This is a genomic window from Stenotrophomonas sp. 2YAF26 (assembly GCF_052114625.1).
In the GTDB taxonomy this organism is placed as follows: Bacteria; Pseudomonadota; Gammaproteobacteria; order Xanthomonadales; family Xanthomonadaceae; genus Stenotrophomonas; species Stenotrophomonas indicatrix.
In genome coordinates this window covers 184,312-204,415 of sequence record NZ_JBFRFC010000011.1, presented here as the reverse complement: position 1 = coordinate 204,415, position 20,104 = coordinate 184,312, and the positions used below count along the sequence as shown (strand labels likewise).

Annotated in this window: 23 protein-coding genes and 1 tRNA gene; 9 read left to right on the top strand and 15 right to left on the bottom strand. The window is 63.1% G+C overall.

The genetic code is table 11. The features are described from left to right. Positions 1-17 precede the first annotated feature (17 nt). Positions 18-686 carry a hypothetical protein gene (locus AB4Y98_RS13565; protein WP_080149773.1) on the bottom strand — a complete coding sequence of 223 codons (669 nt, stop codon included), beginning with the start codon at positions 684-686 and terminating at the stop codon, positions 18-20. A gap of 200 nt (positions 687-886) precedes the next feature. Further along, entirely contained in the window at positions 887-2,026 is a 1,140-nt protein-coding gene (locus AB4Y98_RS13560) for a hypothetical protein (RefSeq protein ID WP_442244518.1), read from the bottom strand. A gap of 567 nt (positions 2,027-2,593) precedes the next feature. Here AB4Y98_RS13560 and AB4Y98_RS13555 point away from each other — a divergent pair. Together AB4Y98_RS13555 and AB4Y98_RS13550 are read left to right on the top strand one after the other, a co-directional pair. Next, the gene (locus AB4Y98_RS13555) at positions 2,594-2,962 is read left to right on the top strand and encodes a hypothetical protein (RefSeq protein WP_180165453.1); all 369 of its coding nucleotides are present in this window, start codon (positions 2,594-2,596) and stop codon (positions 2,960-2,962) included. Further along, positions 2,962-3,291: a helix-turn-helix domain-containing protein gene (locus AB4Y98_RS13550; RefSeq protein ID WP_152543233.1), complete on the top strand. Its 330-nt coding sequence runs from the start codon at positions 2,962-2,964 to the stop codon at positions 3,289-3,291. The genes AB4Y98_RS13555 and AB4Y98_RS13550 overlap by 1 nt, the downstream gene beginning before the upstream one ends. Positions 3,292-3,431: 140 nt before the next feature. Here AB4Y98_RS13550 and AB4Y98_RS13545 read toward each other — a convergent pair whose 3' ends face one another. Further along, positions 3,432-3,821 (bottom strand): VOC family protein, encoded by a 390-nt coding sequence (locus AB4Y98_RS13545; protein WP_033832304.1) that lies wholly within the window; start codon positions 3,819-3,821, stop codon positions 3,432-3,434. A 74-nt stretch (positions 3,822-3,895) separates the two neighbouring features. After that, entirely contained in the window at positions 3,896-4,303 is a 408-nt protein-coding gene (locus AB4Y98_RS13540) for a hypothetical protein (protein WP_442244517.1), read from the bottom strand. Between the two features lie 74 nt (positions 4,304-4,377). On the opposite strand from AB4Y98_RS13540, the gene AB4Y98_RS13535 reads away from it, so the two are divergent. Both AB4Y98_RS13535 and AB4Y98_RS13530 read left to right on the top strand, forming a co-directional pair. Then, entirely contained in the window at positions 4,378-4,773 is a 396-nt protein-coding gene (locus AB4Y98_RS13535) for a winged helix-turn-helix transcriptional regulator (RefSeq protein ID WP_180165451.1), read from the top strand. 19 nt (positions 4,774-4,792) lie between these two features. Then, positions 4,793-5,353 carry a hypothetical protein gene (locus AB4Y98_RS13530; protein ID WP_152543234.1) on the top strand — a complete coding sequence of 187 codons (561 nt, stop codon included), beginning with the start codon at positions 4,793-4,795 and terminating at the stop codon, positions 5,351-5,353. 73 nt (positions 5,354-5,426) lie between these two features. On the opposite strand, the gene AB4Y98_RS13525 is transcribed toward AB4Y98_RS13530, so the two are convergent. From AB4Y98_RS13525 to dtd, 10 genes are all read right to left on the bottom strand, one after another. Beyond that, positions 5,427-5,969 (bottom strand): hypothetical protein, encoded by a 543-nt coding sequence (locus AB4Y98_RS13525; RefSeq protein WP_442244516.1) that lies wholly within the window; start codon positions 5,967-5,969, stop codon positions 5,427-5,429. An 85-nt stretch (positions 5,970-6,054) separates the two neighbouring features. Further along, a complete protein-coding gene (locus AB4Y98_RS13520) occupies positions 6,055-6,264 on the bottom strand; it encodes a hypothetical protein (RefSeq protein ID WP_442244515.1) in 210 nt (69 codons plus the stop codon). A gap of 521 nt (positions 6,265-6,785) precedes the next feature. Then, a complete protein-coding gene (locus AB4Y98_RS13515; protein ID WP_442244514.1) occupies positions 6,786-7,154 on the bottom strand; it encodes a hypothetical protein in 369 nt (122 codons plus the stop codon). Between the two features lie 51 nt (positions 7,155-7,205). Next, entirely contained in the window at positions 7,206-8,171 is a 966-nt protein-coding gene (locus AB4Y98_RS13510) for a hypothetical protein (protein ID WP_442244513.1), read from the bottom strand. Further along, a complete protein-coding gene (locus AB4Y98_RS13505; protein ID WP_442244512.1) occupies positions 8,168-8,617 on the bottom strand; it encodes a DUF6932 family protein in 450 nt (149 codons plus the stop codon). The genes AB4Y98_RS13510 and AB4Y98_RS13505 overlap by 4 nt, the downstream gene beginning before the upstream one ends. 1,066 nt (positions 8,618-9,683) lie before the next feature. Further along, a complete protein-coding gene (locus AB4Y98_RS13500; RefSeq protein ID WP_442244511.1) occupies positions 9,684-9,977 on the bottom strand; it encodes a hypothetical protein in 294 nt (97 codons plus the stop codon). 531 nt (positions 9,978-10,508) lie between these two features. Then, positions 10,509-10,584, bottom strand: a tRNA-Ile gene (locus tag AB4Y98_RS13495). Between the two features lie 44 nt (positions 10,585-10,628). Further along, entirely contained in the window at positions 10,629-10,958 is a 330-nt protein-coding gene (locus AB4Y98_RS13490) for a hypothetical protein (RefSeq protein ID WP_442244510.1), read from the bottom strand. Between the two features lie 610 nt (positions 10,959-11,568). Further along, the gene (gene rpoD, locus AB4Y98_RS13485; RefSeq protein WP_312111186.1) at positions 11,569-13,419 is read right to left on the bottom strand and encodes an RNA polymerase sigma factor RpoD; all 1,851 of its coding nucleotides are present in this window, start codon (positions 13,417-13,419) and stop codon (positions 11,569-11,571) included. Between the two features lie 90 nt (positions 13,420-13,509). After that, the gene (dtd, locus tag AB4Y98_RS13480) at positions 13,510-13,950 is read right to left on the bottom strand and encodes a D-aminoacyl-tRNA deacylase (RefSeq protein ID WP_312705771.1); all 441 of its coding nucleotides are present in this window, start codon (positions 13,948-13,950) and stop codon (positions 13,510-13,512) included. Positions 13,951-14,010: 60 nt separating this feature from the next. Between dtd and AB4Y98_RS13475 the strand changes: the two genes are divergently transcribed. The 4 genes from AB4Y98_RS13475 to AB4Y98_RS13460 all read left to right on the top strand — a co-directional run bounded on the left by AB4Y98_RS13475 (position 14,011) and on the right by AB4Y98_RS13460 (position 18,243). After that, the gene (locus AB4Y98_RS13475) at positions 14,011-14,931 is read left to right on the top strand and encodes a lauroyl acyltransferase (RefSeq protein ID WP_442244509.1); all 921 of its coding nucleotides are present in this window, start codon (positions 14,011-14,013) and stop codon (positions 14,929-14,931) included. Positions 14,932-15,006: 75 nt separating this feature from the next. After that, positions 15,007-16,140: a GTP cyclohydrolase II RibA gene (gene ribA / locus AB4Y98_RS13470; protein WP_105164716.1), complete on the top strand. Its 1,134-nt coding sequence runs from the start codon at positions 15,007-15,009 to the stop codon at positions 16,138-16,140. Between the two features lie 112 nt (positions 16,141-16,252). Continuing rightward, entirely contained in the window at positions 16,253-16,729 is a 477-nt protein-coding gene (locus AB4Y98_RS13465) for a PH domain-containing protein (protein WP_442244529.1), read from the top strand. Then, positions 16,726-18,243, top strand: coding sequence for a PH domain-containing protein (locus AB4Y98_RS13460; RefSeq protein WP_442244508.1), 1,518 nt, complete (start codon positions 16,726-16,728; stop codon positions 18,241-18,243). Before AB4Y98_RS13465 ends, AB4Y98_RS13460 begins: the two co-directional genes overlap by 4 nt. Here AB4Y98_RS13460 and AB4Y98_RS13455 read toward each other — a convergent pair. After that, positions 18,219-19,277 carry a CDP-glycerol glycerophosphotransferase family protein gene (locus AB4Y98_RS13455; protein ID WP_312787159.1) on the bottom strand — a complete coding sequence of 353 codons (1,059 nt, stop codon included), beginning with the start codon at positions 19,275-19,277 and terminating at the stop codon, positions 18,219-18,221. The two genes, AB4Y98_RS13460 and AB4Y98_RS13455, sit on opposite strands and share 25 nt — an antisense overlap. Between AB4Y98_RS13455 and AB4Y98_RS13450 the strand changes: the two genes are divergently transcribed. Further along, positions 19,276-20,082, top strand: coding sequence for a glycosyltransferase family 2 protein (locus tag AB4Y98_RS13450; protein WP_312110434.1), 807 nt, complete (start codon positions 19,276-19,278; stop codon positions 20,080-20,082). The two genes, AB4Y98_RS13455 and AB4Y98_RS13450, sit on opposite strands and share 2 nt — an antisense overlap. Positions 20,083-20,104 lie beyond the last annotated feature (22 nt).

The following is a 20,104-nucleotide window of genomic DNA, read 5'->3' as shown; positions in this document are numbered from 1 at the left end:
CGCCGCCCTGTTGAAGATCAGAGAATGACGGCAGCAAACAGGCCGACAACCCCGATCGTCGTCAGCAGGAACGAGACCACTACCGAGCCGAGCGCACGCAGCGCTGATCCTCCATTCAAGGCCACGAAGGCCCGCATGCGGGCCCACAGGTACCACGCCACCGCCAGCGCGCCGATGGCTGGCGCGGTGAACGGGCCGGCCTGCGACGGGGAAGCAGCTGCCGCCTGCGCCAGCGCGAGTGCCACCACGAAGGGGCATGCGATGAACGCCTGGATGGAGAAGGGCTCGCGCAGCGTCTCGCGGTTCACGGGCAGCCGCTGACGCCGAAGCGTGCCCAGTGCCGCGCCGAGCGCGTACACGCAGAACACCGCAGAGCGGGTGAGCAGCAGCCCCTGCTCGCTGCTGAAAAGCAGCTGCCCTACCGGTGTACTGAGTCGGGGCGAGGACATGCGCAGCGCCATCTCCAGCGCATGGGCGATGGCCACCGACAGGATCAGCATCAGCACCGGGCTGATCGCATCGGAGAACCGCTGGTCCGAATCCTTGCCGAGCTCGCGGCGGGTGTAGAGGGCGACCTCGCCGGGGTGAATCAGTACCCGCCAGAACATCCGCGGATAGAACACCAGCCAGCCGACCAGCTCGTAGAGGAATTCTTCCAGCGATCGCAGCAGTCGTATGAGGTCCATGACCGCTGTGGATAGCGTGCGGCGCGTGAAGCCGGGATCACGGGCGGGGGAAGAGTGGCCGCGCTCTGGTCAGAGCCGATGCCGGCAAGTCCCATCTGCAGGTCCAATCCTGGACGACGTCACTCGCCACGGTTCCCCGTGTCTGTGCTGGCTCGGATGCTCTTCGCCATCGAGTCGCAGAATGCGGCAATCGCTCGAGCTCATTCGCAGACGGAAGCCGCTGCCTCCAGCAACGGCCCCACGGCAAGCGCTGGCGCCGGGCGCTCGGCCGGGAATGCAGCCGCGATTGCCTTGGCTGCGCGGTCAGCGTGCGGCTGGGCATACCATGACGAATCGCTGGACAGCGCTTTCCCACGCACGTCCCGTTCGAACCGATACTGGCCCCAGTAGATGGCCAACGGCTCTTCCAGTGCGTTCAGCGGATTGGGCAGGGCCAGCGCACTGGGGCACAGCTGCGCGAACGCTGCCGCCATCGCCTCCCGGTTGGCAGCAGGCTGCCCCGCCGACAGGAAGTGCGCGTACTCGTGCAGCACGATCGGCGCCCAGTCATCCTGCACGTGCTGCTCGGAGAACAGCACAATGGAGCCACCGCGCAGCTTGGCCTGGGTGCGGTTCGAATACGGCCACCACACGAATCGCACCTGGAAGATGGGCGCGGCCTCCGCACCGTAGAAGGTGCGCAGGCGCGCGGCAAATGCAGCAGCCTCCGGCGCCGCCAGTTCCCGGGTCAACGTCTCCTGTTGCTGGCTGAAGCGCGCCGTCCCGGTCAGCAGTGCGCGCGCACGGGGCGCAAAGCGTGCATAGAAACGCCTCAACAATTCCCGGTCACCAGCGGCCTGTGCGGCGATGGCGGCCTCGGTGGCGGCAGAGAATGATGCCGCGTTCTGGAAGTAGCCGGTGTATGGGTCGCCAATGCGTGTATCGCTGCCGGCAAACAGGCTGTCTGCCAGAGGCCGCTTCCCCTCGTCATTGCGGGCCATCGGGGAAGTGCGTTGACGAAACCGTGCATAAGCCTCGAGCGCAGCACGATCCTTAGCATCCAACCCGAACCTGCGCTCCCAGTCCTGCTGGTAGATCGCGTTGGTATAGCCAGGCAGCCAATCGGGCAGGTTGTCCAACAGATTGAACAGATCAAAGGCTTCGTCGTAGCCCACCGTAACCAATGGGGGCGCCTGCAGTGTCGAGCTTGCCGACCCGGCACGGGCCCACTGGGGCGCCAGCACAAGAACGGCGATGCACACAAAATGCACTGCCTGCGATCTGAATGACATCCGACATGCTCCTGGACGATCGGGTGGCCCGATTCGAGCATGGCGCCGAAGGTTCCACAACGTGACCATCGGCAGGGGCTGGCAGGCCCCTCCCCTCTTAACAACCTCGGGCAGATTGCCGACACGTATTCCATTGAATGAAGCGTGCGAACCGAAGGAGATCCATCTTCGGCATCAGCGAGCCCACGCTCCAACGACAAGAGCAGGAGATGCTGACCGAGCTGCGCACAACGAATCAGGATTGTGGATTTCGAGGATGAGGAGCCATCGGGAGAAGGCTGCGCTGGCTCAGCTCCGAAGTGCAGCAGGGGGCGCGAAGAATGGCAGCTCCCAACAGCGGCATGGGCACTGCCGGGAATGCAGCCACCAAGTAGGCACCAAACGAAAAAGGCACCGCATGGCGGTGCTCTTTTTGATGGCCTAAGCCATTGAATGCAATGGTGGCCCACCAGCAACCGAATTGTAATTACAAGTTATTGATATAAATACACATGTATTTACGTACATGTCTCACTGACTCGCTAACTGACTCGCTTTTGCGACGGCTGTCCCTGAAATCCCGTTGGCCGATTTCATGGGTTCCGGCACGGCCCGCACTGTGGCAGGGTGATCGGGGACACGTAGGCGGAGATCTAGATGGACACCTCTGAACCCGACATTTCCCTGCAGGACGAGATCAAAGCTCTCCGCCAGCAGTTGGCGGTCCTTCGTTTCGATATTTCAGGAAAGGAGTGGCTCACTGTTGACGAGGCGGCGCACTATTGCGGCGTGTCGTCCGGTCAGTTCCGGAAGAACGCTCCCGATCTCGGCCTTGTCCCTAGGAACTTCATGGGCAAGCAGCTCTATGAGAAGAATGAACTCTATCGGGCTATTCACAACGCTAGCGACTGGACCACGCGTGGGCGTGTTGGCTCCAACACTCCATCTATGGCTCCAAGGTCTGCGCGGGTGGAAGAGGCTCTTGCTCGCCTGAGGCGCTTTGACCAACGAAGAGGAAAGGGCTGATGGATCTGGCCGACAAGCTGATGACACTCGCTCAGGCGGCGGAGCTTTGTGCATGCCACCCTCGAACCCTTCGTAGGGCGATCAACGATGGCCAGCTCACCGCGATGCGTCTGGGGCAGGGCGCGAAATCGGATCGAATTCATGCCGCCGATCTAGAGGCATGGTGGCAGCGGTCGCGGTACGTGCCCCCACCCATGCCGGTCCTCCCGAAAGTCTCTTTCACCAAGCCACTCACATCATCTGCTGAGGAGCGGATTGCAGAACTACTGGCAACGAAGCGAACCAAGTCCGCTGACAGGACGGCGACTGTGCGTCGAAAAAGGAAGTAGTCCGTGAGGCGGAAATGTCCAGGGACCGGACTAGCGCGTCTGCAGGCCTTCGCGGCTAGGGCCAGATCGTCCGACGCCAGAGGTTGTTCTGGCGTCCGATCCGGTGGGAAAGCCGCGCTATACCACTCGCGAGCTATATGTCAGTGGGAGCCCAAGAATGACGAGTCGTGGAACACGGCTTCGATGTTGTTCCCATCCGTGTCTAGCACGAAGGCCGCGTAGTAGCCGGAATAGTACTGTGACCTGTATCCAGGCGGGCCGTTATCGCGAGCGCCGGCTGCCATCGCGGCCGCGTAGAAAGCATCCACCGCTGCTTTGCTCTGCGCCCGGAATGCGAGGTGCACAGCGCCAGCGGCTTTCGGTCCTGCGCTGATCCACAGCATGGGTGCGTCCTTCCCATAAGCGACCGTTGTGAGCTTGTCGGTCTCCGAGGTAAAGAGCTTTGCGTAGCCGAGCGCGTTCAGTGCCTCATCGTAGAAATGCACTGCCGCTCGATAGTCGGACATGGTTACGGAGATATGATCGATCACGTTGTCAGCCTAAAGTAACGTTGATGTGGAGTAGTCGCCTAGATCTGGCCGAGTAGCCGAATCGCAGCAATTCATTAGTCGCGCGCATTGGCGGACATGTGCGTCAGTGCGTATGGAGACACCCCCTCCCGCACCGCGTTCTGCGTGGCAAACGAGGTGAGAAGCAGCACAATACCCACTAGGGCAGGCACGGAATCCTTCAACTTCCCCGCGCCTATATGGGCGATTGCTGCGAGCCCCAGGTGGTAGAGGACTCCCGCATAGGCGAGATCGCTGAGCGGAACGCTAAAGCGCCAGAGAATCACCATCGGTGCCGCCACTTTGATGACCACCATGAGCGGGACAAGGTAAGGCGCCGCGTAACCGAGCCGCGCCTGGGCCTCACGCACAAAGACCGGCTTCACCAAGTACAAGGCAGCCGATGAGAAGTAGAGGGCGCTCAGTAGCGCGGTACTAGTCCAATAGATGATTGAGGTTGACATAGGTCACGTCGGATCGCTGGGGTATGCTCAGCATCCGAGACAACATCAGTCATCGCAAGTAGGATGAATTCGTCATGCCTAGTATTAAAAACAATACCAATGCAGATGAAGTGAACATGCACGAGGAAATGCGCCGCGCCTTCGCCCTTCTCTCTGGCAAATGGAAGCTGGAAATAATGTGGCATCTTAATCAGCGCGTGTATCGGTTTGGCGAGCTTAGAAAGGCGATCCCAGGCGTCACGCAGCACATGCTAACCGCTCAGCTTCGGGAGCTGGAAGACGACGGGTTAGTAACCCGCACAGTCTTCGCGGAGATACCGCCCCGTGTGGAATACGCAATGACGGACAAGGCTCGCGGACTAGGTCCAACGATGGAGGCGTTGATGGCATGGTGGGCTGAGTATGGGAAAAGCATCCCCCCAAGGCCGACGGGGAGAGGCCGCAGGCCAAACGGCCAATCTGCCACCTAGCCGCCTCGATATGACGCACATGATCTATTTCTCCGCCGATCAAGATGACGCGACCTCCCTGAAGATCTATCGCGGCATGACCTCTCAGCAGTGGAAAACTCGTCAAGGCATTGCGCGAAAAGGCACGGAACGCGAGGCACAGTTCCATGCGGGAGATACGGAAATCTCTGCGGGATCCACTGACGTCTACGTCACAAGCTGCATTCGGAATGCTCTGACCTTCACGGCGATTGACTCCTCCCGCTACAAGCAGAGCTGGTTGAGTTTCACCAGCGACAGGACCGTTGCTACGTTCTTCGCGCTGAATGAACTAGACGAGTCCGACTCAGACGGCGGAGTGGTTATCGAGACGACCTTGGCAGCGCTTCGTGAACTTGGGATCGCTTACGCTCAGAACGACCTCCGAGTCCTGTGGGAGCAAGAGATCAGTGTCGACCTCTTCGATCATCCATTCTTCCCGGAATCTGCCATTGCCCAAGTGCACCACGTCCCTTACACGGAGCTTTGGCGCGCGGCGGTAGCGCTCCAAAGTCGCTGGGGAGGAACCGGGGCCTACACACGGCACACTTACACCATCTAAGTGGCCGGGGATGCACTCTTCCGCGTGCATGGGCCGTTCGTCCGACACCGAAGATCGTTCTGGCGCCCTCCAATCAGATGGAAAAGCCACGCGGTGCCACTTGGGAGCCGGGTTGCCGTCCCCTCGACTGCACCCTGCCCGTCCTAAGCCAAGCCTTCATCGGTTCTTTTACCCTAGGGTTGGTCACCGCTGGCGGCCGACGTGGCTCCAGCGCTTCCTTGACTCGCTCCAGCTCCCTCGTTCCGGCCTCGGCCAAGCGGCGGGCCTGCTGCAGCTGCTCAGGTGTCGGCGGCAGGCCTGGCATCGGCGGCGGCGGCGTCGGCGTGCTGTCCAACAGCCTGGCTACCGCTTCCCGCAGCTTCAGCTCGGGGTAGAGCCTGGCCGCGCACCACCGCTCGGCGTAGCGCTTGCCTTGCGCGCTGCTGGCCGCCCTTACGTCCTTGGTATCCCACACCTTCCGGGCATCAAGGTGCACCCGAACACCGCTGTCCTTTGCCGGCGTGACATGGGCGATCTGCCGGCCGCTCCACCACAGCACCCAGCCCTCCCCCATCTGGACCCAGCCAGAGGGTGGCGGTGCGGCGCGAATGCCTTGGTAGCCGTGAGAGGGAAGCATGGCGGAAAGGATACGACCGGGCGTCTCAAAGGCTGCGAAGGGCCGCCCTACGTCTCTGAACCGTTCGGACTCACGCGGCCACTCATTACTTCATGCCCGGCACGGACCCAAGCCAGTTGTCCATCTGCCTGCTCTCGTGCGCCGCCATCTGCTGCGCGAAAATCCTTGCAGCCTCTATGGACTGGGCAAGGATCTCCTCGAATGAAGGACCCTCCTGCCGGGAAATAACTTGCGCGGCCGCTGCCGCATAAATGTGGGCGACCAAACCATGGTCGGGGTGGCTCGCATTGCTCATAACCATCTCCTTGGCAGCCCCGGCCAATCCAGGGCCAGTCCGCATCCTATCAGGGTCAATCGGGTCCTGATTCGTACGCCCACGGAGTACAGTGTCGACGAGTTCGCAGACCGTATCGGTTAGTCTCTCGCCACTTCAACACCTCCCCGGCTACCCATGTGGCCGGGCGCATGGTCAGGCGTATCGGAAAGTCTGGGCGACATGCCACCGTCTGCAGGACGGATCGAGGTGTCAGCCCAAGGAGCTCCCCCACAGCACTCGCGTTTATTGCCCTGAGCTCAAATGGCACTAGGCTGTTGCCCTCGTTCATGACCGCGCCCTTGGATGAGGTGGTGGCTTTCAGCCTAGCTCACGACGTTACCCCTATCGCCCACTACAAATTAGGACTCGAACACGCTGCGCTGCAACGCATTTGAGATCACAGGCGTAGTCAACGACCAGGGACGGAGCTCTCCTGCGGCCCACTCGTCAGCCGCCAAGGATCGTTCCGGCGCCCTCAAAAACCATCACGGAATGCCATCTCATCCGTGCTTGTGCGCTTTATCAGCCTCTGACTCTTGCCCACCGTAGTAATCATCCAAAGTTCCGCCTTTGGAAATGAACTCATAAAGATCCACATTTGCCACAACGGAACCAGCCTCTGAAACAATTTCATTTGTAAAATCAGGCGCGGCTTCCCACCGACTAAACTCGAAATCTTCTACAACCAGCCCATTAGCATCCGCCCAGTCAACGACCAAACTTGACAAACTCGGATTGGTAACCAGCAGCGCAGCAAGGTGGCTGCGGTCAACCGGCTCTTTTGGGCCGAGACCTGTACCCAAAAGCTTGCGGGCGTGGCTATCGCTTAGGCATCCAGCCAAAGCCTTGAGACGTTCCAGCTCCTTCATAGATGACTCCTGGTAGTTCAAATGGTGCGTTGGCGAGTACAGGTGCTTACGCTAAGTCGGGATTTCATCTTGGCGATTCAAAGTTCGCACAATCTCCACGCGATTTACCAACATCAGGCGCGGCCTTCCAGCTCTATCTGATTCGTACTCACCACTTACTCTCACCGTCTCACCGAATAGGGCTTTGTCCATTGCGGGCAGTACGCACCGCAAGCTACCGACACCAGAAACACCTCGTAGGTGCATTCTATTTTTGTCTAGATCGGCCTCACGGACCTCTCCAACGAAGGCCCCGGCCTTCCTATTTACGAGCAGCGGATGATTGATTGCCTCTCGCAATACGACGCGCTCGCGCTGCGAAAGTGTCCCCTTAGCCGCGCCGGGCGAAGTGACATCCAGAGTGTGGATGCCTTGCCTACCCGTTGGCGAAAGGCGAAGCAAAGCAGCAAGAACCGCGTCACGCTCTGCAGCATCTGGAATCATCTCCCCAATTTCGGGCTTCATGCTTTCATCGCCAATTGCCGTGGTAGCTTCCGGTAGCCCACGAAAGGTCGAACGAAGCTTTACAAACATTGGCTCATCGCTTGCCGGAATCATATCTGGGGGAGGAGACTCAAGTGCAATCCCGAGATAGAGGCTCCCGGGCGCCATACCGGTTAGGCGCAGATCAAGAGCTCTGCCTAACTGTTTCGCATTGCGATCTGAGAGATCAAACATTTCGCCAGACAGTTTTCGGAGAGCCGCCTCTGTTGCGCGCGACAGCCAGTTAAACGCGGATAGCGCGGGCGCGTTCGTCCGCACACCTGGTCCCTCGGCGTGAAACACCAGGTCGGAAGTCTCAAGCAAGTGATCCAAGGGCAGGCTGGTCCGCACAAGATCCAGTAGCGCGCCTTCGATTCCGTCAACCAATTGCGCGGGCGTTGCTTCAATCCCGTACTTGACCGACGCTTGCGCCATAGACGCCATGTTTTCCAAGTGGGCGCGCAGAAACGCTTGTGTAAGGGTGCGCTCACTCATAGTTGGACCCTCAAAATGCCTTTTGGGTGCTTGCTGTCGATTTGGAATTCTGCAGCTGCTTTCGACCCTGCGTACTGGAAGAATGCTGCGAAGTCGTTAGCAATCTCGGGATGTCGCGGGTACGCATCTACCTTGTAGGCGGCCTTCAACTTCGAATTACGCAGGTATAGAGAAACCGCCATTGGCATAGCGACTGCCTCCGGAAGGTCGGAAAAATCAACCACAACGTCAATGTCCGATGGGTGGTCTTTACGCCGCGTGAAGCTACCGTCGATCCAGATCGGAACGGGCGTATGCGGCTCAACTTCATCTGCCAAGAACTGGAGGAAGCCTTTCCACAACTCGCGCCGATGTGGCGTAGTAGCGAAAACCTCTTCTGCCTCAGCCAAAGTGCATTCCCACACTCCGGGTGGCAGCAAGCCAATGTCGTCCAGCGCCGGAATCACGCCCTGATCCTTCGTGCATCCATTCTGCACTCTCCGTCTTGTGATCTGTCCTTCGATCCAGTCGTCACGCCATAAGGGCCGCGCGAGGATCCCCTGTTGGGGGATGATCCTAACCGGCAAACTACAGTCCGCCAATCAGGAATTCGCTCCCATATCGGGCATTCAGCACTAATAGCGCCCTCCGACTAGGTACCCTGCGCTAATTCGCAAAATTGCCTACCCTGAGACGATTGAAGCATATCGACATAGTCCACCCAACGGTTGGATCCTCAAGACGCCAACCAGTCCCAGGCGTAGACCCACCCCTCCATGGAGCAATCCCGCATCACCATGGCGGACACGGCGACAAAGGCTACGGACCGTATAGAGCATTGCGTTCGTCATGCTTGGGCGATGCGTTCGCAATGCGTTCGCATGGCGGATGCTGCTAGGCTCCCCTCTGAACGCCAAGGATCCGGCCATGCTTAGAGTGCCATTCGTCGCCTTAGCCGTCCTCCCCCTGCTAGGTTCCTGCGCTAAACAGCCAGAGACTTGGACGGCCTTCGTCTACCCGCCCGGGACGTCCTTGGCCGCTGAAGATGCCTCCAAGGCGATCTACGGCCACTACGAGTCCTTCGAGCAGTGCCAAGCCGCCTCTATTGGCGCTCTGCGGCAATTGGCCTTCCAGCATCAATCCGAGGACTTCGGCAGCTATGAGTGTGGCGTCGGCTGCCGATACGAAAAGGAGTGGGACATGTACGTCTGCAAGGAGACCCGGAAGTAGGTCTAGTTCAGCGAGTGCTGATCTATGACCGAGTGGAACATGTCCACCTCAGCCACCCACCGGCCGTTGCTGAAACAGCTAACCAAGCCACACTGGCAGTGTCCGCCCGTCCAGGCAGGGCAGCGCCCGTCGTGCAGGTCGTAGGCCTTCCAGGGTTCGCCGATAGCGTTCTTGGCCACCTCCGCCCTGCCCTCAAAGTCCTCCGGCAGGCACTGCCGCTCAGCGGCAAACACCACGTAGGTCATACCATCCCAAGCCTCTTGGGATCTATCTCTTTCTACGGTAGAGATTGGCGTTTGATCATCAACCATGGCCGCCCTCCGGCTCGGAGTCTGGCGTCATAGCCACAAGTTGCACAGTGATGGCCTGGACGGGCACCGAATCAGGATCCACCCCGACGGACTGGACCGGCTTGCCGTAGCCACGATCTAGCAGCGCCTCACTGGACGCCTTAGCCAGAGCAGGATTGTCGGCTCGCATGATGGCTACCAGCTTCTCAATGGCCTCCTGGCCGTACTCTCGCGCCAGCCTTCGAACCTCAAAATCCACTTTGGGCCGGCCACTCGGGTTGTCCGATTGTCCTGGCTTGAATGCCATAGCTGTCACCTATTGTTTTCAGTTGTTACCAATGTGAGCCCATGCCTACGAAAGGCCTTGTCCGCAACATCCAAGCCCACCTCCTCGACATGTCGCAGGAGGAAGCTGGCGGCCATCTCGGTGATGTCCAGGCCCCCCAGGTAGACACGTTGCCCCGCATTGGCTCGGAGCGTCACTGCAGCGATGCCCTTCACGGCTGCGGGAGATAGAGACAACGACATAGCCACTCCCTACGTTCAGCCACAAGCATGCGCAGCCTGGGCGGCGCTTCGTACAGAATCGGGTTGTTCGTCATCCCTGCGAATGCCGGCTTGACCTCCTCGTCAGTCTGCTGAGGACTCGCAACCGACTACTGCGGCATATGCGCATATTTGTGGATCCAGCGATCTGCTACTCAAGGTGATGATGTAGCTAGCTGTCGAGCAATAGCTGGTGGCCATGAAGCATCAAGAGAAGCGCTGAAATTCTTTCGGCTATTTTTTCACCGGCACAAAAAAGGCACCTGGGCCGACGCCTAAGTGCCTGATTCGTTGGTGGGCCCACCAGGATTCGAACCTGGAACCAAGGGATTATGAGTCCCCTGCTCTAACCGTTGAGCTATAGGCCCTGCGCAGCGTCACAGTGTAGTGGAGCACGGCCGGAGTCGGCTACTCAGTCGGCAGTAGCGAGTACCTCAGCAACACGCTGCAACCGTCGCTCCGCCATCCCGGCCAACCGCCCCATCTCCTGCAGATGCGCCTGGAACAGCGCCACTGCCCTCATGGCCCCCTCCAGCCCCTTCTGATTGGCGTTACCGAAGCCTTCGATCAATCCTGCGCCAGACTGCGTCAGCAGCGCGAACGTCGCGCGCCTAGCAAACCCCAGCCGATCCTCCCGTTCGTCCTGCATCACTTCATTCCAATCCAGGAGGGGCGGGAAGTCACACGTATCTGCACGGACCCGGTCGCCAGCGCTCCTGACGGCTATCGCTTTCTGTCTCATCTTGGATCTCCTACGATTCGTCGAACCTTCTACGCCTCCTGTTGAGAGAGGCGGCCGGGTGCTTCAACACGGTCGTAGGGCCGCCCGCAGTTTTTCCCCTTACGGGGTCTTGCATGGCTGCGCGCCACCCGGCCAGAAACCTTTCGGCTCGCTTGGGTGGCGAGTGATGCGGCTTGACCCTCGATTGCCTGCTGTCAGGCAGACAGCCCTCCTACGACGGTGTGTTGAGCACCTGCGGGGACTGTGTGGAAGAGAAGGTAGTGGCTTCAATTGTTGTATGCGACAGGGCATGCGGGAGCCATGGCGACTCAAAAGGCTCGACGCACTGGGGCAATTGAGGATTGAGCTGACCAGCTTCTGCCCGTCGCACGGAGTCGCGCGCTATTGCTCAACAATGCTCAAGCCGGTTGCGTCAAAAGGCGCGAGTTTTGGCGGTTGGAGACGACGGAGAATTGGCCAAAGCGTCATCGCGGGAGAGCAGCCGAGCATGGGCTCGGCTCTACAGAAGGCACCCTCGCCATCCGGCCCCCACCCCAAAGAAAAACCCCGCCGAAGCGGGGTTTCTCTCGACAGAAGCAGTTGCCGAGCATGGCTCGGCACTACCTGGAAATCAATCGATATCCAGGAAGCTGCGCAGCTGCTCCGAACGGCTCGGGTGACGCAGCTTGCGCAGGGCCTTCGCTTCGATCTGGCGGATGCGCTCGCGGGTCACGTCGAACTGCTTGCCGACTTCCTCAAGGGTGTGGTCGGTGTTCATGTCGATGCCGAAGCGCATGCGCAGCACCTTGGCTTCCCTCGGGGTGAGGCCGGCCAGCACGTCGCGCACGGTTTCAGACAGGTTGATGTTGGTGGTGTTCTCGATCGGGGACTCCACGTTGGTGTCCTCGATGAAGTCGCCCAGATGGGAATCCTCGTCGTCGCCGATCGGGGTTTCCATCGAGATCGGCTCCTTGGCGATCTTCATCACCTTGCGGATCTTGTCTTCCGGCATGTCCATTTCCTTGGCCAGCTCCTCCGGCGTAGCCTCACGGCCGTACTGCTGGAGCATCTGGCGGGAAATGCGGTTCAACTTGTTGATCGTTTCGATCATGTGCACCGGAATACGGATGGTGCGCGCCTGGTCGGCGATCGAACGGGTGATGGCCTGGCGGATCCACCAGGTCGCATACGTGGAGAACTTGTAGCCGCGGCGGTACTCGAACTTGTCCACGGCCTTCATCAGGCCGATGTTGCCTTCCTGGATCAGGTCGAGGAACTGCAGGCCGCGGTTGGTGTACTTCTTGGCGATGGAGATCACCAGGCGCAGGTTGGCCTCGACCATTTCCTTCTTGGCCTTGCGCGCCTTGGCTTCGCCGTAGGCCATGGCACGGCTGAGTTCCTTCAGCTCGTCCAGGTCCAGCAGGGTGACCTTCTCGATGTCGATGGTGGCCTGCTGCTCGGACACGATCTGGTCCTTCACTTCACGCAGCGCCGAAGACCACTTCTGCTTGCGCTTCAGTGCGTCTTCCACCCACTCCAGGTTGGTCTGGTTGCCTTCCCAGGAACGGATGAAGTCCTTGCGCGGCATGCGGGCAGTGACGGTGGCCAGGTTCAGCACGCGGCGCTCGTGGGCCTTGACGCTGCCCATGGTGTCGCGCAGCTGCTTGGTCAGCACGTCGGTCAGCGGCAGCGGCAGCTTCAGGGTGACGAACACCGCCGACATCTCCTCGCGGAGCTTCAGCAGGTTCTTCTTGTCGCCCTTGGCAACGGCCTTCTTGAAGGCGTTGAGGGCATCGCCCAGCGCCTGCATACGCGCGGCGACTTCCTCCGGATCCGGACCGGTCGGCGCGGCTTCTTCATCGCCGCCGTCGACATCGTCCTCTTCCTCGTCGGCGTCGGCATCGGCGTCGTCCGCGTCATCGGCCACGGCAGCAGCCGGGGCCGGCACTTCCTCGGACAGGTCATTGAAGCCGACGATCACTTCGGCAAGGCGCTTGCGGCCTTCCTTGTGCGCTTCGTAATCGGTCAGCAGCGACTCGACCGACACCGGGAACTGGCCGAGTGCGGCCTGGACCTGGGACAGGCCTTCTTCGATGCGCTTGGCAATGGCGATTTCGCCTTCGCGGGTCAGCAGCTCGACGGTACCCATTTCGCGCATGTACATGCGCACCGGGTCGGTGGTACGGCCACCTTCGGTGTCGAGCGCGCTCAGCGCGGCGGCAGCTTCTTCGGCTGCGGTGTCGTCGACCTCACGGTTGCCCGTGTTGCCGTCGTTGAGAAGCAGGGTTTCCACATCCGGAGCAACTTCATGGACATCAATGCCCATGCCGTTGATCATGCCGATGATGTCTTCGATCTGTTCCGGGTCGACCATGTCGTCCGGCAGATGGTCATTGACTTCGGCATAGGTCAGGTAGCCCTGTTCCAGGCCCTTGCTGATCAGTTGCTTGATTTCGGATTGGGCAGGACGTTCGTTGGCCATGTAGTGCTCGCGCCACCGGCTAGGGGGAAATAGGGAACGTAGCATTATACCAGCCCGGGGCCCGGCCTGCCGGGCGGTGGTCCCGGTGGGCTAGGGCCTGAGGAGGAAGGTCACGGGACCGTCGTTGACCAGGCTGACGACCATATGGGCACCGAAGCGGCCCGTTTCCACCCCCGGCGCGTGATTTTCACGACAGATGTCGACAAATCGATTGAACCCGCGTTCAGCCTCCTGCGGCGGTGCCGCGCTGGTGAAGCTCGGCCGCATGCCGGAACGGGTATCCGCGGCCAGGGTGAACTGGCTGACCAGCAGCAGGCCGCCGCCGGTATCACGCAGCGAGCGGTTCATTTTGCCGGCCTCATCTGCAAACACACGGTAGCCGAGCACGCGTTCGGCCATCCGTTGCAGCTGGGCCTCGGTATCGCCCGGCTCCATGCCGACCAGGGCCAGCAGGCCGGGGCCGATCTGCCCTACCGCTTCACCTTCCACATGCACGGCAGCCTGGCTGACACGTTGAATCAGGACGAGCATCGGCGGGCTTCCAGGCAAGGGCCGGCCACGATAGCAGCGCCCTTGGCTAAACTGGGGCCGATGAATCCACACCGCAAAGCCCGGCTGGTCTACCGCGCCACCACCCTGTTCGCCCGCCTGCCCTGGCCACTGCTGCGCGGGTTCGCGCGCGCCCTGGCCTGGACGTGGGTGCGCCTTGATGCCCGCGAGAGCCGCGTCACCCGCCGCAACCTGGAACTGGCCTACCCCGAGCTGGACGCGCCGGCGCGCGACCGCCTGCAGCGTGAACTGCTGCGCTCCACTGCCCTGCAGGCCATCGAGACCCTGCGCCTGTGGAGCCGGACGCCCGAAGACAACCTGCGCCTGCACCTGAAGGAGCGCCACGGCCAGGCCCTGTACGACGCGGCCCTGGCCAGCGGCAAGGGCGTGATCGTGGCGGCCCCGCACTACGGCAACTGGGAGCTGCTGAACCAGTGGCTGGCTTCGCGCGGCCAGATCGCCATCGTCTACAAGCCGCCGGAGGACGAGGCCAGCGATGCCTTCCTGCAGATCGTGCGCGGCGGCGACAACGTGCAGCAGGTGCGTGCCGAAGGCCCGGCCGTGCGCCAGCTGTTCAAGGTGCTCAAGGACGGCGGTGCCACCGGCATCCTGCCCGACCAGCAGCCCAAGGCCGGCGACGGGGTGTTCGTGCCGTTCTTCGGCGTGCAGGCACTGACCATGACCCTGGTCAACCGCCTGGCCGAGCGCACCGGCGCGACCGTGCTGTATGGCTGGTGCGAGCGCATCGGCCCGGACATGGAATTTGCCCTGCACATCGAGCCGACCGACCCGGCCGTGGCCGATCCGGACCCGCACGTGGCGGCCACCGCGCTCAACGCGGGCATCGAACGCATCGCCCGCCGCGACCCGGCGCAGTACCAGTGGACCTACAAGCGCTATACGCTGCGGCCACCGGGCAGCGGCGAAGAAGACCCGTACGCGACCGACGAGCATCCGCACTGAAAGCCGCTCCACCCGGCCTGCGACACACCGCCGCAGCACGTTGAATACGACGCTGGCGCCCCCATAGAGACACCGATGTCCGCCTCCCCCGGTCCTGCCATGTCTGCTTCCTCCCTGTTCGGTGATCCGGCAGCGATCCGCTGCGAGCGCGCGGTCGCCGAACTGCGCGCCGGTCGCCCGGTCCTGCTCCACGATGGCCAGGGCCAGCGCCTGGCGGTGATCGCGCTGGACAGCGCCACTGCCAGCAGCTTTGCCGCCTTCGCCAGCGCCGCGCGCGAGCGCCATTACCTGTATCTGACCGCCACCCGCGCCCGCGTGCTCGGCGTGGAGGCGCCCGAGGGCGCGCGCCTGCCACTGGCTGGCGTTGCGTTCGATGCCCTGCCCTCGTTGGGCTACCTGCGCGAACCCGGACCGATGCCCGCAGCCTGGAGCGCAGGCGATGCGTTCGATGCCGGCGCGGTGGAACTGGCCCGGCTGGGCCTGCTGTTGCCGGCGATGGTGGCCGTACGCTTGGACGCAGACGACGCCACGTTCGATGGCGCGGCCGAGGTTGCCCTGTGCGATCTGGCCGAAGGCGCTGCGCACGCCGCACATGATTACGAACTGGTGGCGCGTTCTCCGGTGCCGCTGCGCGACGTCGGCATGACCACCTTCGCGGTGTTCCGCGGTGGCGTCGCCCAGCGCGACCAGGTTGCGATCATCGTCGGCGAACCGGACCTGTCCGCAGTGGTGCCGGTGCGCGTGCATTCGTCCTGCCTCACCGGCGACCTGTTCGGTTCACTCAAGTGCGACTGCGGCGACCAGCTGCGGCGCGGCCTGCGCAAACTGAAAGAACTGGGCGGCGGCGTGCTGTTGTACCTGGACCAGGAAGGCCGCGGTACCGGCATCGCCGCGAAGATGCGCGCCTACGGTTACCAGCATGACGGCCTGGATACCATCGACGCCGATGCGCAGCTGGGCTTCGGCGCCGACGAGCGCCGCTATGGCAGCGCGGTGGCGATGCTGCGCGGGCTGGGTGTATCCCGTGTTGCCCTGCTCAGCAACAACCCGACCAAGGCACAGCGCCTGCGCAATGCCGGCATCGAAGTGCTGGACTGCATTCCGGTCACCGGCGAGATCACCGCCGAGAACGAGCACTACCTGCGCACCAAGGCCGACCGCGCCGGCCATCTGCTGGATGTCGACGCGCTGATCCAGGCCGCCCAGTAACGCGGGCGACCTGCTAACGTCTGCGCGGTGCGGCCATCACCGCGCCTGCCCGCCCTGCTGCCCGACGGACGCCCGCGTGACCGAACTTCCTTTGCCTGTTGCTGCCACCGAAATGCCCCTCGACCACTGGCACCCCCTGCCGCGGCGCGCTGCCCGGTTGGCGGCACTGGAGGGCGCCTTCGGCGGTCTGTTCATCCCCGGCGCACCGCTGGTCGCCCTCTGGTGGTTCTTCGATCTTCCGGGTGGTCTGTGGGCGGCGATGCTGGGCCTGCTGGTCGGCCTCACCTTCGGTGGCTGGATCGGTCATCGCCGCATGACCCGCACCCGCTGGCGGCTGGACGCGCAGGGTCTGGGCCTGCGCCGCGACCTGATGTGGCAGCTGGAGACCCGCATCCCCATTTCGCGCGTGCAGCACCTGGACCTGCGTCGCGGGCCTCTGGAGCGGCGTGCAGGCCTGGCCACGCTGATCGTGCACACCGCCGGCACCCGCCTGAGTGCGGTCACCGTCAGCGGCCTGGACGAAGCCGATGCCGAGCGCCTGCGTGACACCCTGGCCCATCAGCTCGACCAGGACGCCGACGCCCTGTGAGCCTGCCACCGCCCCTGCCGCCGTCGCTGCCCAGCGGTGGCGAAGAGCATCGACTGCACCCGTGGTCGTGGCTGTTCGTACTGCTTATGCAGCTGCGCCACTATTTCCTGCCACTGGTCGCGTTGCTGGTGTTCGGCCAACGCGGCGACCGCGATCCGATGTGGGCACAGTTGATCCCGTTGACCGCCATCGCCGCGCTGGTGCTGGTGTCGGTGCTGCAGTACCTCAGCTACCGCTATCGCATCGGCAACGATGCGATCACCGTGCGCAGCGGCCTGCTGGCGCGCAACCGGCGCGAGATTCCCTTCGCCCGCATCCACAACGTGGAAGTGCGGCAGAACCCGTTGCACCGGTTGTTCGGGGTTGCCGAACTGCGCCTGGAATCGGCCGGCGGGGTGCGTCCGGAAGCGGAGATGCGCGTGCTGCGGCTGGACCAGGCGTTGGCCCTGGAACAACTGGTGCGCCAGCGTGGACAGGCGCCCCAGCCAACGCCGGGCGACGCGCCGGCTGCCGGTGTCGTGCCATCCGACGACGAGCAGGTACTGCTGCGCCTGTCGAGCTGGGATGTGCTGCGCATGGGCTTGCTGTCCAACCGTGGCTGGGCGCTGGCGATCGCCGCCTTCGGCGTCCTGTTCCAGACCGTACCGCGCCAGACGATGGACGATGCCATCCAGCGCGGCGGGCGCGAGGCCTTCGGCTACGCCAGCCATCTGCATGCCGGGGTGACCGGTGGGCTGGTGCTGTTGGCGGCCGCGTTGCTGCTGGGCTGGCTGTTGTTGCGGGTGCTGTCGGTGGTGTTGACGCTGCTGCGCTATCACGGCTTCACCCTCAGTGAGCGCGAGCGGCGCCTGACCGTCTCCACCGGCCTGCTCAGCCGCACCCGCAGCAGCGTCGCGCGCCGCCGCATCCAGGCATGGACGCTGGGCGAGAGCACCCTGCAGCGCTGGTTCGGGTTGCGCCAGCTGCGTATCGACAGCGCCGCCGGTGGCCCCGCGCGCGACGACGACCGCGCGCTGCGCGAACTTGCTCCTCTGGCTGGCGCGGGCACCTGCGACGACCTGGTGCGCCATCTGCTGCCACAGCTGCAATGGCCACCACAGCAGTGGCAGCCGATACCGCAACGCGGTTGGTGGCGATTGTCGTTGTCCACCCTGCTGACGGTGCCGTTGCTGACCGCCGCGCTGTACTGGCGCTGGGGCCTGCCGGCCTTGGCACTGCTGGCCTGGCTGCCGGTCAGCCTGTTGATCGCGCACCGGCAGATGGCACGGATGGGCTGGCACCTGGATGGCCAGTTCGTGGCGGTGCGCGGTGGCTGGTGGAAGCGCTGGTGGCGCTGGGCCGAGCTGGACAAGGTGCAGGGCCTGCGCCTGCAGCGTTCGCCGCTGGACAAGCTGCTGGGTACGGCCAGCCTGCAGCTGGACACCGCCGGTGCGCATGGCGATGTGGCACTGGCGCTGCGGTTGCCGGCCAGCGGCCGGCACTACACACATCAACGCTGCGACGGCCCCCAGTAGCCCAGGTCCTTGCGGATCTGCAGGTCCCGGACCCAACTGCCAAACGGCTTGCGACGCAGCGTGCCCATCTCGCCGGACAGGAAATCCTCGGTGGCGGCGATCACCCGCTCGCTGGACAGGCCATCGCGGTAGGGGTGGATGGCATCGGCGTAGCGCACGATCTCCGCCTGCAACGCAGCATCGGGATGCAGCGCGCGCGCCAGCATTGCCGGCAACTGCTGCGGATCGTCGAAATCGATCATGTGCGGCTTCGGCACGCGGTTGCGGAAGGTCACCACCGGCTTGTGCTGGACGATGAACTCCGAAACGATCGATGAGGTGTCCGATACCAGCACGTCGGCGGCGCGCTGGGCAGCCATCACCTGCTCCGGTTCGATGAACCGCGCATTGGCGCCGGCCAGCGCGCGGTAGCGTTCGAACAGTTCCGGCGGGCACTTCGGATGCAGGGTCAGCAGCCAGTAGTGCTGCCCGGCGGCGATGTCGGCCGCGATCTGCGCATGCAGGTGCGGAGCGGCGCTCAAGCGCTCGGTGAAGGTTGAACCGAACAGGATCACCGGGCGTCCACCGGCTGCACTGCGCAGTGCGGCACTGTCGCCGCCGTCGTCGCGGAACAGCGGGTCCAGCTTCGGCCAGCCGGTTTCCGCCACGGCGAAATGGCCCTGCACTGCCGCGATCTCGCGGAACGGCGCGGTGGTGGCAGGGCCCTGCGTGCAGTACAGGTCGAACATGCCGCGCACCCGGAAGTGGCCACGCGCACTGTCGCGTTTTTCCACGTTGAAGCCATGGAACAGCTGCACCTTGGCCCCCGACAGGAAGGTCGGCACCCAGTTGGCCGCGCTGAACACCGCCCGCGGCCGCATCGCCAGGGCCTGCTTCAGGCCGATGTTGGGCACGCCGGGCAGCTGGCTGCCAGCCGCACCATCTTCGAACCAGGCCGCCACTTCCTGGCCGGAAGCGTGCAAGGCCTGCACCAACGGGGCGAGAATAGGCAGCGCATAGCGCTCCGTCGCAAACAACAGGTACCCGGCCATCATGTCCTCCACGACCGCTCCCATCGAACGGCCTCGCATCTCGGCCTGCATTATCGCGTTCAACGAGGCCGGGCGCATCGGCGACTGCCTGGCCTCGCTGGCCTTCTGCGATGAGATCGTGGTGGTGGACTCCCTGTCCACCGACGCCACGGTGGCCATCGCCGAGGCTGCCGGCGCCCGCGTGCTGCAGCGTCCGTTCGATGGCTTTCGCAGCCAGAAGGCGTTCTGCGTCGAGCAGGCCACCCACGAGTGGGTACTGTGCCTGGACGCCGACGAGCGCATCAGCCCGGAACTGCGCACGGCCATCGAGCAGGCCCGCGACGGCGGCTTTGCAGGTCATGCGGGTTACCGCTTCGCGCGCCTGTCGGAGTACTTCGGCAGGTTCCTGCGCCACGGCAATGCCTATCCGGACCGGGTGCTGCGCCTGTTCGACCGCCGCCAGGGCGGCTGGCGCGGCAAGCGCGAGATCCATGAGGCGGCCAGCGTCGATGGCACCGTCGGCACCCTGCGCGGGGACCTCATCCACTTCCCCTACCGCTCGCTGCAGCAGCAGCTGGCCAAGACCGAGAAGTACGCACGGATGATGGCCGAGCACGAGTTCGCGCGCGGCAAGCGGGCCACCCTCGGCAAGCTGGTACTGGCGCCAGCCTGGCGGTTCTGGCGCGGCTTCCTGTTCCGTGGCGGCTTCCGCGATGGCTGGCATGGCCTGGTGTATGCCTATGTGCGCGCCAACTATGTGCGGCAGAAGACCATCATGCTGTGGATGCTGGGCAACGGTCAGGCCGTGTCCGACCCTCCCAACCCCTGAACGGGAAGTCGGCCAGGGCTGG

Excerpts from the sequence above, each read along its gene's own strand:
- AB4Y98_RS13465 (WP_442244529.1), top strand. The coding sequence starts at position 16,253 with ATGCCCCTCGACCACTGGCACCCCCTGCCGCGGCGCGCTGCCCGGTTG.
- AB4Y98_RS13535 (WP_180165451.1), top strand. The coding sequence starts at position 4,378 with ATGCCTAGTATTAAAAACAATACCAATGCAGATGAAGTGAACATGCAC.
- AB4Y98_RS13500 (WP_442244511.1), bottom strand. The coding sequence starts at position 9,977 with ATGGCATTCAAGCCAGGACAATCGGACAACCCGAGTGGCCGGCCCAAA.
- AB4Y98_RS13525 (WP_442244516.1), bottom strand. The coding sequence starts at position 5,969 with ATGCTTCCCTCTCACGGCTACCAAGGCATTCGCGCCGCACCGCCACCC.
- AB4Y98_RS13520 (WP_442244515.1), bottom strand. The coding sequence starts at position 6,264 with ATGAGCAATGCGAGCCACCCCGACCATGGTTTGGTCGCCCACATTTAT.
- AB4Y98_RS13565 (WP_080149773.1), bottom strand. The coding sequence starts at position 686 with ATGGACCTCATACGACTGCTGCGATCGCTGGAAGAATTCCTCTACGAG.
- AB4Y98_RS13515 (WP_442244514.1), bottom strand. The coding sequence starts at position 7,154 with ATGAAGGAGCTGGAACGTCTCAAGGCTTTGGCTGGATGCCTAAGCGAT.
- AB4Y98_RS13490 (WP_442244510.1), bottom strand. The coding sequence starts at position 10,958 with ATGAGACAGAAAGCGATAGCCGTCAGGAGCGCTGGCGACCGGGTCCGT.
- AB4Y98_RS13540 (WP_442244517.1), bottom strand. The coding sequence starts at position 4,303 with ATGTCAACCTCAATCATCTATTGGACTAGTACCGCGCTACTGAGCGCC.
- dtd (WP_312705771.1), bottom strand. The coding sequence starts at position 13,950 with ATGCTCGTCCTGATTCAACGTGTCAGCCAGGCTGCCGTGCATGTGGAA.
- AB4Y98_RS13510 (WP_442244513.1), bottom strand. The coding sequence starts at position 8,171 with ATGAGTGAGCGCACCCTTACACAAGCGTTTCTGCGCGCCCACTTGGAA.
- AB4Y98_RS13455 (WP_312787159.1), bottom strand. The coding sequence starts at position 19,277 with ATGATGGCCGGGTACCTGTTGTTTGCGACGGAGCGCTATGCGCTGCCT.
- ribA (WP_105164716.1), top strand. The coding sequence starts at position 15,007 with ATGTCCGCCTCCCCCGGTCCTGCCATGTCTGCTTCCTCCCTGTTCGGT.
- AB4Y98_RS13530 (WP_152543234.1), top strand. The coding sequence starts at position 4,793 with ATGATCTATTTCTCCGCCGATCAAGATGACGCGACCTCCCTGAAGATC.
- rpoD (WP_312111186.1), bottom strand. The coding sequence starts at position 13,419 with ATGGCCAACGAACGTCCTGCCCAATCCGAAATCAAGCAACTGATCAGC.
- AB4Y98_RS13450 (WP_312110434.1), top strand. The coding sequence starts at position 19,276 with ATGTCCTCCACGACCGCTCCCATCGAACGGCCTCGCATCTCGGCCTGC.
- AB4Y98_RS13550 (WP_152543233.1), top strand. The coding sequence starts at position 2,962 with ATGGATCTGGCCGACAAGCTGATGACACTCGCTCAGGCGGCGGAGCTT.
- AB4Y98_RS13555 (WP_180165453.1), top strand. The coding sequence starts at position 2,594 with ATGGACACCTCTGAACCCGACATTTCCCTGCAGGACGAGATCAAAGCT.
- AB4Y98_RS13560 (WP_442244518.1), bottom strand. The coding sequence starts at position 2,026 with ATGGTCACGTTGTGGAACCTTCGGCGCCATGCTCGAATCGGGCCACCC.
- AB4Y98_RS13475 (WP_442244509.1), top strand. The coding sequence starts at position 14,011 with ATGAATCCACACCGCAAAGCCCGGCTGGTCTACCGCGCCACCACCCTG.